9 protein-coding genes and 1 tRNA gene are annotated in these 9,781 nt (G+C 72.9%); 3 read left to right on the forward strand and 7 right to left on the reverse strand.

Features of this window, described 5'->3' with window-relative positions; translation table 11 throughout:
- Positions 1–27 precede the first annotated feature (27 nt).
- From ACFUK0_RS38145 to ACFUK0_RS38160, 4 genes are all read right to left on the reverse strand, one after another.
- The gene (locus tag ACFUK0_RS38145) at positions 28–1,005 is read right to left on the reverse strand and encodes a ribose-phosphate diphosphokinase (RefSeq protein ID WP_380258318.1); all 978 of its coding nucleotides are present in this window, start codon (positions 1,003–1,005) and stop codon (positions 28–30) included.
- A 213-nt stretch (positions 1,006–1,218) separates the two neighbouring features.
- A complete protein-coding gene (glmU, locus tag ACFUK0_RS38150; protein WP_380258320.1) occupies positions 1,219–2,685 on the reverse strand; it encodes a bifunctional UDP-N-acetylglucosamine diphosphorylase/glucosamine-1-phosphate N-acetyltransferase GlmU in 1,467 nt (488 codons plus the stop codon).
- A gap of 151 nt (positions 2,686–2,836) precedes the next feature.
- Positions 2,837–2,909, reverse strand: a tRNA-Gln gene (locus tag ACFUK0_RS38155).
- Between the two features lie 7 nt (positions 2,910–2,916).
- On the reverse strand, positions 2,917–3,615 hold the full coding sequence (locus tag ACFUK0_RS38160; protein WP_380258322.1) for a hypothetical protein: 699 nt from the start codon (positions 3,613–3,615) through the stop codon (positions 2,917–2,919).
- Positions 3,616–3,802: 187 nt separating this feature from the next.
- Between ACFUK0_RS38160 and ACFUK0_RS38165 the strand changes: the two genes are divergently transcribed.
- Together ACFUK0_RS38165 and ACFUK0_RS38170 are read left to right on the forward strand one after the other, a co-directional pair.
- On the forward strand, positions 3,803–4,768 hold the full coding sequence (locus tag ACFUK0_RS38165; RefSeq protein ID WP_380258324.1) for an acyl-CoA desaturase: 966 nt from the start codon (positions 3,803–3,805) through the stop codon (positions 4,766–4,768).
- Complete coding sequence (locus ACFUK0_RS38170; RefSeq protein WP_380258326.1) at positions 4,765–5,523, forward strand: TetR family transcriptional regulator; 759 nt, start codon at positions 4,765–4,767, stop codon at positions 5,521–5,523. Before ACFUK0_RS38165 ends, ACFUK0_RS38170 begins: the two co-directional genes overlap by 4 nt.
- Positions 5,524–5,547: 24 nt before the next feature.
- On the opposite strand, the gene ACFUK0_RS38175 is transcribed toward ACFUK0_RS38170, so the two are convergent.
- Positions 5,548–6,405: a methyltransferase domain-containing protein gene (locus ACFUK0_RS38175; protein WP_380258328.1), complete on the reverse strand. Its 858-nt coding sequence runs from the start codon at positions 6,403–6,405 to the stop codon at positions 5,548–5,550.
- Positions 6,406–6,516: 111 nt separating this feature from the next.
- Here ACFUK0_RS38175 and ACFUK0_RS38180 point away from each other — a divergent pair, with 111 nt between their 5' ends.
- Positions 6,517–7,014, forward strand: a complete 498-nt coding sequence (locus ACFUK0_RS38180; protein WP_380258330.1) for a MarR family winged helix-turn-helix transcriptional regulator — start codon at positions 6,517–6,519, stop codon at positions 7,012–7,014.
- Between the two features lie 74 nt (positions 7,015–7,088).
- Here ACFUK0_RS38180 and ACFUK0_RS38185 read toward each other — a convergent pair whose 3' ends face one another.
- Both ACFUK0_RS38185 and ACFUK0_RS38190 read right to left on the reverse strand, forming a co-directional pair.
- On the reverse strand, positions 7,089–8,660 hold the full coding sequence (locus ACFUK0_RS38185) for a polysaccharide biosynthesis protein (RefSeq protein ID WP_380258332.1): 1,572 nt from the start codon (positions 8,658–8,660) through the stop codon (positions 7,089–7,091).
- A 69-nt stretch (positions 8,661–8,729) separates the two neighbouring features.
- Positions 8,730–9,608: a LuxR C-terminal-related transcriptional regulator gene (locus tag ACFUK0_RS38190; protein WP_380258334.1), complete on the reverse strand. Its 879-nt coding sequence runs from the start codon at positions 9,606–9,608 to the stop codon at positions 8,730–8,732.
- Positions 9,609–9,781 lie beyond the last annotated feature (173 nt).

The raw sequence follows: 9,781 nt of genomic DNA on the forward strand, positions 1-9,781 counted from the left end.
GGGCCGGGGCCGCCGACGGACAGATCGTCAGTGCACGCCCTCGAAGAGGCTCGTCACCGAACCGTCCTCGAACACCTCGCGGATCGCGGCCGCGATGGACGGCGCGATGGACAGCGTGGTGATCTTGTCCAGCTGGATCTCACCCGGCGTCGGCAGCGTGTTCGTGAACACGAACTCGCTCACCCGGGAGTTCTTCAGCCGGTCCGCGGCGGGGCCCGACAGCACGCCGTGCGTCGCGGCCACGATCACGTCGGCCGCGCCGTTGTCGAACAGCGCGTCGGCGGCGGCGCAGATCGTCCCCGCCGTGTCGATCATGTCGTCGACCAGGACGCAGACCCGGCCCTTGACGTCACCGACGACGTCGGCCGACAGGATCGTGTTCGCCTGCGACATGTCGCGGCGCTTGTGGATGATCGCCAGCGGCGCGCCCAGCCGGTCCGACCACTGGTCGGCGACCTTCACCCGGCCGGCGTCCGGCGAGACGATGGTCAGCTTCGAGCGGTCCACCTTGCCGCCCACGTAGTCCGCCAGCAGCGGCAGCGCGAACAGGTGGTCCACCGGCCCCGAGAAGAAGCCCTGGATCTGCGCGGTGTGCAGGTCCACCGCCATGATCCGGTCCGCACCGGCGGCCGCCAGCAGGTCCGCCACCAGACGGGCCGAGATCGGCTCCCGGCCGAGGTGCTTCTTGTCCTGGCGGGCGTACCCGTAGAACGGCAGGATCGCGGTGATGCTCCGGGCGGAGGCCCGCTTCAGCGCATCGATCATGATCAACTGCTCCATGATCCACTGGTTGATGGGAGCCGTGTGGCTCTGCATCACGAAGCAGTCCGCACCGCGCGCGGAATCCAGGAACCGGACGTAGATCTCACCGTTGGCGAAATCCAGGGCCTTGGTCGGGACGAGTTCGGTGCCCAGTGATGCGGCCACCTCCCTCGCCAGCTCAGGGTGGGCACGGCCGGAGAAGAGCTTCAGCTTCTTCTCACCCGACGTCGTGATCCCGCTCACTGCACCGTCTCCTCGCGTTGCTTACGCACATGAACCCGCCGCACCGCGGGCAGGCAGCCACCTGAAGCGATGAAGGTCGGGGATTAGCGGTACGCCTCGACCAGGCGATCAAGCCCAATGGCGCACGTATGTCCTCCAGGTTACGCGCCCGGGCGGTGAGCGTCCGCTCCGGTACCAGCCCTCGGACCCCGCGACCAGGCCCGTCGGGCCCCGTCAGGCCTCCCCGGCCTCCCCCGCACCACCCTGCGCGGCAGCGGCCGCCCGGGCCGACGAGGACCCGGGACGCTTGCGCGCCACCCAGCCGTCGATGTTGCGCTGCTGCGCCCGGCTGACACCCAGCGCACCGGCCGGCACGTCGTTCGTGATCACCGAGCCGGCCGCCGTGTAGGCACCGTCCCCCACCGTCACCGGAGCGATGAACATGTTGTCGGAACCCGTGCGGCAGTGGGCCCCGATGACCGTCCGGTGCTTGTTCACCCCGTCGTAGTTCACCGTCACGGAGGCCGCGCCCACGTTGGTGCCCTCACCGATCGTGGTGTCCCCGATGTACGACAGGTGCGGCACCTTCGCGCCCTCGCCGAGCTCCGAGTTCTTGATCTCCACGTACGTGCCGACCTTCGCGCCCCGGGCCAGCCTGGCCCCCGGGCGCAGGTACGCGTACGGGCCGACCGAGGCCGCGTCCCCGATCTCCGCGCGGTCCGCCGTGGTGTTGCTCACATGCGCCCCCGCGCCCACCCGGGTGTCCCGCAGCGTGCAGTTGGGGCCGACCTCGCAGCCCTCGCCCAGATGCGTCGCCCCGTGCAGCTGCGTGTTCGGCAGCACCACCGCGTCCGGCTCGTACGACACCTGCACGTCGAGCCAGACCGACGCCGGGTCCACCACCGTCACGCCCTCGCGCATCGCCCGCTCCACCAGCCGGTCGTTCAGCAGCCGGCGCGCCTCGGCCAGCTGCACCCGGTCGTTGATCCCCAGGATGTCCCGGTAGTCCCCGGCCACCACCGCACCCACCCGGTGGCCCAGCTCGCGCAGGATCCCGAGGGTGTCCGTGAGGTACTCCTCACCCTGCACGTTGCCCGTCGTCACCCGGCCCAGTGCCTCCGCCAGCAGCTTCGCGCTGAACGCGTACACCCCCGAGTTGATCTCCGAGATCGTCCGCTGGGCGTCCGTCGCGTCCTTCTCCTCGACGATCGCCGCCACCGCGCCGTCCGCCTCGTCCCGCAGGATCCGGCCGTAGCCGAACGCGTCCGGCACCACGGCCGTCAGCACCGTCACCCCGTTGCCCTGCTCGGTGTGCGCGGCCACCAGCGCCTCCAGCGACCCGCCGGTGAGCAGCGGCGCGTCACCGGTCGTGACGACCACCGTGCCGTCCAGCTGCACACCGTCCGCCGCCAGCGCCTCCAGCGCCGTCCGCACCGCGTGACCGGTGCCCTTCTGCTCCGCCTGCACCACCGCACGCGCCGCCGGGTACCCGGCGGCCAGGTGCGCCTCGACCTTCTCGCGCATGTGGCCCACCACCACGACCAGCTGCCTCGGGGTCAACTCCTCGGCAGCAGCCACCGCATGGCCCACCAGCGACCGGCCGCACACCTCGTGCAGGACCTTCGGCAGGCTGTTCGACTTCATCCTCGTACCGCCACCGGCGGCGAGCACGATGACAGCGGCAGGGGAATTGGCACTCACGCGGAGGCTCCTCGGTCGGTTCACAGAGAGGGCAGAGCAGCCGGTGGCGCAGAAGTCCGCACGTCCGTGCCCCGGCGCTTCAGAGGATAGCCGGGCCGCCACAGCCGAACGCCGAGGCCAGGGCCTCGGAGGGCCCTGCCCCGGTTCAAGGCTCCGCCGGATGGACTCGAACCATCACTGCAAGGCTCCAAAGGCCTGCGGGCTGCCAATTACCCCACGGCGGACAGTTGCTCAGACCCTACCGGAGTCCGCCGTGCGCTGTGTATCGGCTATGCCGTTCCACCAGCCCTCGATCCTGCGGTAGAGGTCGGCGCTGCCGAGCACGCTGATGACCAGGCACCCGCGATAGCCGTCCCCGGTGTTCCTGCGCACCGTCCCCGGGTTGTGGCGCTTGAGGGTGGCCCGCCGCATGAACCCGACCGGCACCGCGGCGAGTTCCGCCCAGAACCGCTCGGCGGCGGCCACGTCGGCGCTCTCGTGGATCGAGACCCGCAGGCGCCACCGCTCCTCGCCGACCCCCAGGAGCCGCAGCCAGGAGAGGTACACCGCCACCACGCCGGGATCACTGTTGATGAACGCGACGCCCTCCCGGCGGTCGTAGGGCTTGTCCTTGCTCCCCTCCGCCCAGTAGAGCGCCACCCCGACCAGGAAGAGGTCCCGGTCGCTCAACGGTCCGATCTCGGCGGCGGCCGTCGCCTTCGTCGCCCGGCGCTCCTCGTCCCGCTGCATGCGGACCGGCCCCCACCGGGTCTCCGAGGCACGGCGCATCCGCTCCCGCCGGGCCTCCTCGGCATCCGGCACGGGGACGTCCCGCACCCACAGCGACACCGAACTCTTCGAGACCCCCAGCTCCGCCCGGATCTCCTCGTACGTCCGGCCTTCGCCGCGCAGGCGGCGGGCCGTCTCCTGTTGTTCCGTCTTGGCGCGCATGGCCGGAGTCTTGCGGGGCAGGCCGGGCCTACCGGCGGGTTCCGGGGGCGCCCATCCGTTCGGGTGATATCGCTAAAGGCCTGTTGGCGCCCACCGCGCGGTACTTCCCTTGGGGGCACCGCTCAACCTACGATGCCGTAGGTTACGCCCACGTAGGCTCCTTCCCCCCTCGCTCTAGGGATGCCCCATGACTGTCCAGGCCGGCCACGAGCGTTCCCCCGCGCCAGACCTTTCGCCCGACCGACTGCTGTCCGCCACCCGCGGCGGCGAGAAGCAGGGAGCGGCCGAGCGGATCACGCTCGCGCTGTTCATCGCCGTGCCGTTCCTCGCCCTGCTGGCCGCGGTGCCGGTGGCCTGGGGCTGGGGGCTCGGGTGGACGGATCTGGCGATCGCGGTCGTCATGTACTTCGTCGCGTGCCACGGGATCACCATCGGGTTCCACCGCTACTTCACGCACGGCTCCTTCAAGGCGAACCGGGCGCTGCGGCTGACCCTGGCGGTGGCCGGCAGCCTGGCCATCGAGGGGCCGCTGGTGCGCTGGGTGGCCGATCACCGCAAGCACCACCGGTACAGCGACCAGGAGGGCGACCCGCACTCGCCGTGGCGGTACGGCGAGAGCGTCCCGGCCCTGCTGAAGGGGCTGTGGTGGGCGCACATGGGCTGGCTGTTCGACGAGGAGCAGACCCCGCAGTCGAAGTACGCGCCGGATCTGATCGCGGACCCGGCCATAAGGCGGATCTCGCGGCTGTTCTGGCTCTGGACGCTGGTGTCGATGCTGATCCCGCCGCTGGTCGGCGGCCTGGTCTCGATGTCGTGGCAGGGCGCGCTGACGGCGTTCTTCTGGGGTTCGCTGGTGCGGGTGGCGCTGCTGCACCACGTGACCTGGTCGATCAACTCGATCTGCCACGCCATCGGCGCGCGGCCGTTCAAGTCGCGGGACCGCTCGGGCAACGTGTGGTGGCTGGCGGTGCTGTCGTGCGGCGAGTCCTGGCACAACCTGCACCACGCGGATCCGACCTCGGCCCGGCACGGCGTGCTGCGCGGACAGATCGACTCCTCGGCGAGGCTGATCCGGTGGTTCGAGCAGGCCGGGTGGGCGCGGGACGTCCGCTGGCCGGACGCGGAGCGGATCGCCGCCCGCCGCGCCGCATGACGCGTCGGCTGCCGCATGATGTAGGGGTGAACGGGAGCAGCGGAGAAAGCGCAGACGGCCGGCGGACCTCGCGGACGGGGGCTGCCGCGGGGTCCGCCCGTCAGCGCTCCGCCGCCCCGGCGGCGGCCCGGCCGCGCGGCGGCCGGGTCCGGATGACCGGCAAGCAGCGGCGGGAGCAGCTGCTCGACATCGGCCGCTCGGTGTTCGCGGAGCGCGGGTACGACGGCACCTCGGTGGAGGAGATCGCCGAGCGTGCGGGTGTCTCGAAGCCGGTGGTGTACGAGCACTTCGGCGGCAAGGAGGGGCTGTACGCGGTGGTGGTCGACCGCGAGATGCAGCTGCTGCTGGACATGGTGACGGGGGCGCTGACCGGGGGGCACTCCCGGGAGCTGCTGGAGCAGGCGGCGTTCGCGCTGATGGACTACATCGACACCTCGACGGACGGTTTCAAGATCCTGGTCCGGGACTCCCCGGTGGCGCAGTCGACGGGCACCTTCGCGTCGCTGATCAGCGACATCGCGGTGCAGGTGGAGGACATTCTCGGGCTGGAGTTCAAGGCCCGGGGCTTCGACGCGCGGCTGGCGCCGATGTACTCGCAGATGCTGGTGGGGATGGTGGCACTGACCGGCCAGTGGTGGCTGGAGGTGCGCAAGCCCGGCAAGGCCGAGGTGGCGGCCCATCTGGTGAATCTGGCCTGGCACGGCCTGGAGGGCATGGAGCGCCACCCGAAGCTGGTCGGCGACCGCCAGGCCTGAGCGGGCACGGCTGCGGTGGCCCGTTCAGTCCCTGACGGCCACGGCGAAGATCCGGCGGAACGGGAAGACCGTGCCGTGCGGCCCCGCGGGGTAGGCCTCGCGGAGCAGGGCGCCGTACTCGGCGAGGAAGGCCGCCTGGTCGGCCGGGTCGGCGAGGCGGCCGAGGACGGGACGCAGGGCGGTGCCCCTGACCCACTCCAGGACGGGGTCCGGGCCGCTGAGCAGTGTGCTGTAGGTGGTCTCCCAGACGTCGGCGCGGCAGCCGGCCCCGGCGAGGGTGTCCAGGTACTCGCCCGGCCGGTGGACGCCGGCCCGGGTCGGTTCGGCGCCGAGCAGGTGGCGCCAGCGCGGGCTGCGGCGCAGCTCCGCGAGCAGGGTGTGGCTGGGGGCGTCGAAGTTGCCGGGGACCTGGAAGGCGAGCACGGCCCCGGGCCGGAGGGCGCCGGCCCAGCGCCGCAGCAGTGCGGTGTGCCCGGCCGGCCGCTCCCCCTGGCCCGCCTTCGGCGCGGAGCCCTGCCGCCGCCGACCGTCCACGTCGGGGTTGAGCCACTGCAGGGTGGCGTTGCTGACGATCAGGTCGGGGTTCGCGGGGGCGGGGTCGTAGCCGCGGGCGTCGGCGAGGAGGTAGTCGGCGGTGGGTTCACCGGTGCTGCGGGCGGCGGCGAGCATCTCCGGTGAGCTGTCGATGCCGGTGATCCGGGCCTGCGGCCAGCGGGCGCGCAGGACGGCGGTGGAGTTTCCGGGGCCGCAGCCGATGTCGAGGACGGTGGGGCGGGCCGGTTCGGGGAGGACGGGGACGCGGGCCAGCAGGTCGTGCAGCGGCCGGGTCCGTTCGTCGGCGAAGCGGAGGTACTGCGCCGGGTCCCAGTGGACGGTGGTCATGGCGGGCCTCACAAGTATCTCGACATCAAGATATCCACCCGCAGCATGCGCTTAACATTTCTCGACGTCAAGAGACTTCACATCGACACATCCCCCGATACACTGATCCACATGGAGGACGAGGTCGACCGCCTGGTCGCAGCATGGCGCCGAGAGCGCCCCGACCTCGACGTGGAACCACTTGAGGTGCTCAGCCGCGTCAGCCGGCTCGCCCGGCACCTGGACCGCGCCCGCCGCACCGCCTTCGCCGAGCACGGCCTGGAGCCGTGGGAGTTCGACGTCCTGACGGCCCTTCGGCGGGCGGGCTCCCCGTACCAGCTCTCCCCCGGGCAGCTGCTCACCCAGACCCTGGTGACCTCCGGGACGATGACCAACCGCATCGACCGCCTCACCGGCAAGGGCCTGGTCAAGCGCCTCCCCGACCCGGACGACCGCCGCGGCGTGCTGGTCCGCCTCACCGACGACGGCCGCGACCGCGCCGACCAGGCGCTCGCCGGGCTGCTCGCCCACGAGCGGGCCCTCCTGGCCGAGCTCTCGGCGGGCCAGCAGGGCGAGCTGGCGGGCCTGCTGCGCCGGCTGGTCGCACCGTTCGACAACGTCCCGGGCTGAGCCCGGCCGCTCCCGTCACCTCGCGCCCGGCGGCGCTGACGGGCCGCCAGGCCCCACCACCGCCGGCCGCACGCTCAGAAGCCGTCCGGGTACGGGCTGCTCAGCGCGGGCACCGGGGCCTCCTGCGGGGCGCGGTAGCCGGGCAGCAGGCCGGCGAGACGGCGCAGCACCTCGGCGTCGCAGTTCCCGGCGGCCGCCTCGTACAGGCCGGTCAGACCCCCGGCCAGGTCCTCCGGACAGGTACCGGCCGGCGCCGCGGGGTCGACCGCGGTGGCGTAGATGCGGGCGTGCTCGGTCGGCAGCCGGACCTCGCCCTCGGAGAACAGCGCCTCGTTGAGCTTCTCCCCCGCCCGCAGGCCGGTGTAGCGGATCTCCACCTCCTCGGCACCCAGCTGGACCTGCGCGGCGAAGTTGTGCACCAGGTCGACGATCCGCACCGGATCGCCCATGTCGAGCACGAACACCTCCCCGCCGCGCGCCATCCGGCCCGCCTCCAGCACCAGGCCGACCGCCTCCTCGATGGTCATGAAGAACCGGGTCACGTCGGGGTGGGTGACGGTGACCGGCCCGCCGCTGCGCATCTGCTCCGCCAGCACGGACAGCAGTGAGCCGCGCGAGCCGAGCACGTTGCCGAACCGCACGGCGGAGAACACACCGGTGCCGAGACCGCGGGCGTCCCGGGCGTTCGCCTGGACGATCAGCTCGGCCAGCCGCTTGCTGGCGCCGAGCACGGAGGTCGGGTCGGCCGCCTTGTCGGTGGAGATCAGCACGAACCGCTCCGCGCCGGTCGCCAGCGCGGCCTCCACCAGGTGGTCGGTGCCGAGGACGTTCGACTTCACGGCCTCCGACGGGTGCCGCTCCAGCAGCGGCAGGTGCTTGTGGGCGGCGGCGTGGAAGACCACCTCCGGCTTGAGGTCGCGGAAGATCTGCTGGATCCGCGGGCGGTCCCGGATGTCGGCGATCACCAGGGAGTGGTCGGTGAGCAGCGCCTCGCCCCAGATCTCCAGTTGCAGCCGGTGCAGGTTGGACTCGTCGTGGTCCAGCATGTACAGCTCGCTCGGCCCGAACGCGTTGACCTGGCGGCAGAGTTCGCTGCCGATCGAGCCGCCCGCACCGGTCACCAGGACGCGGCGGCCCTCGATGACCGTCCGGATGTCCGAGGAGACGACGTGCACCTCGTGGCGGCCGATCAGCCGGTTGACGTCCAGGCCGCGCATGTCGGAGCCGACCACCTCCCGGCGCAGCGCGGAGAGGAAGGACGGGAGGTAGCGGACGGCCGCGCCGGCCGCCGCCGCGGCGGTCGCCAGGGTGCGGACCCGCCCCGCCGGCAGGCCGGGGATGGCCAGGGCCACCACCTGGGCGCGGTGCCGGACGGCGAGTTCGGTGAGGTCGGTGAGCGGGCCTAGGAGGGGGACGCCGCCGATGGCACGGCCGGCCTTGGCGGGGTCGTCGTCGAGGACGCCGACCGGGGTCAGCCCGAAGGCGGGGGTGCGGCCGAGATCCCGGACGAGGGCGGTGCCGGCCGATCCGGCGCCGACGACGAGGGTCCGCAGGCCGGCCGGCGGACCGGGCGGCCTGGCCGGCGGTAGGTCGTCGTGGATCTTCCGGACGGGGTCAGGGCGCGCTGAGGTGCTGTTCGGCGACATCGTTCCTCCGGTATTCCCTGTGACCTGACGGACCTGGCTCGGTCGGTACCTGGGTGTTGCGGGGATGAATCAGCCGGCGCCGGGTGCGGTGGTCGAGGCGACGGAAGACGGCGCGGTGCGCGGGCCCGGGTCGGTGGGGCTGACACCGGCCCGGCGGGCGATCGCGACGGCGGCGAGGGTGGAGTGCACGCCGAGCTTGCCGAGCACGTTCTGCATGTGGGTGCGCACGGTGTGCGGGGAGAGGTAGAGGCGTTCGGCGACGGACTGACGGCCGAGGCCGGCCACCATGCAGCGCAGGATCTGCTTCTCGCGGGGGGTGAGGGTGTCGACGAGGCGTTCGCTCTCGGTGCGGTCGCGCCGGGCGGTGGTGAGTTCGCGGATGACGCCGGTGAGCAGCGCGGGCGGGAGGTGGGTCTCGCCGCGCAGGACGCCGCGGACGACGGCGGTGAGGCGGGCGAGCGAACTCTCCTTGGCGACCCAGCCGCAGGCGCCCGAGTGCAGCGCGCGGGCCGCGCGGTGCGGGTCGTCGGCGGTGGCGAGGACGACGGCCCGCAGGCCGGGGTGGTTGCGGCGGGCGCGGGCGAGGAGGGTGATGCCGTCGGAGGGCGGGGCGGCGCCCTCGGCCGGCCGGTACGGCGGGTCCGCCGGTGCGGCCGGCGTGACGGGCACCCCGGGCGCGGGTGGCGGGACGGAGGGCGGCAGCGCCGCGCCGGGCGCCGGGCGGCGCGGCACCGGCATGCCGGGGCGGTCGGCCGCGCCGAGGTCCGCGTCGATCAGGACGACGTCGAAGGGGCGCTTCTCGCGGGCCGCCCGCTCCAGGGCCCGTTCGGCGGCTCCGGCACTGCCGGCCGCGCCGACCTCGATGTCGGGCTCGGCGGCGAGCGCCGCGGCCAGCGCCTCGGCGAAGATCCGGTGGTCGTCGACCACCAGGACGCGGATCCGTCCCATCGTGAGCCCCCCTGCTACGGCCGCCGACCCCACCCGGTAGCGGAATCAGCGTACGGGGCGGGCGGCAGATCGGTGGGGGTTTGGTGAAGTTTCGTCAGATGATGGGGAATTGGGCGATCGGCGCGGCAGCGGCGGCGGAGCCGGGGAGCCGCCCCGCGGCACTGCGCGGGGCC

Origin of the sequence: Kitasatospora sp. NPDC057223 (assembly GCF_042669755.1) — a bacterium.
Lineage (GTDB): Bacteria > Actinomycetota > Actinomycetes > Streptomycetales > Streptomycetaceae > Kitasatospora.

Coding starts and splice junctions, on each gene's coding strand:
- ACFUK0_RS38160 (WP_380258322.1), bottom strand. CDS start 3,615: ATGCGCGCCAAGACGGAACAACAGGAGACGGCCCGCCGCCTGCGCGGC.
- ACFUK0_RS38170 (WP_380258326.1), top strand. CDS start 4,765: ATGACGCGTCGGCTGCCGCATGATGTAGGGGTGAACGGGAGCAGCGGA.
- ACFUK0_RS38165 (WP_380258324.1), top strand. CDS start 3,803: ATGACTGTCCAGGCCGGCCACGAGCGTTCCCCCGCGCCAGACCTTTCG.
- ACFUK0_RS38185 (WP_380258332.1), bottom strand. CDS start 8,660: ATGTCGCCGAACAGCACCTCAGCGCGCCCTGACCCCGTCCGGAAGATC.
- ACFUK0_RS38180 (WP_380258330.1), top strand. CDS start 6,517: ATGGAGGACGAGGTCGACCGCCTGGTCGCAGCATGGCGCCGAGAGCGC.
- ACFUK0_RS38175 (WP_380258328.1), bottom strand. CDS start 6,405: ATGACCACCGTCCACTGGGACCCGGCGCAGTACCTCCGCTTCGCCGAC.
- ACFUK0_RS38190 (WP_380258334.1), bottom strand. CDS start 9,608: ATGGGACGGATCCGCGTCCTGGTGGTCGACGACCACCGGATCTTCGCC.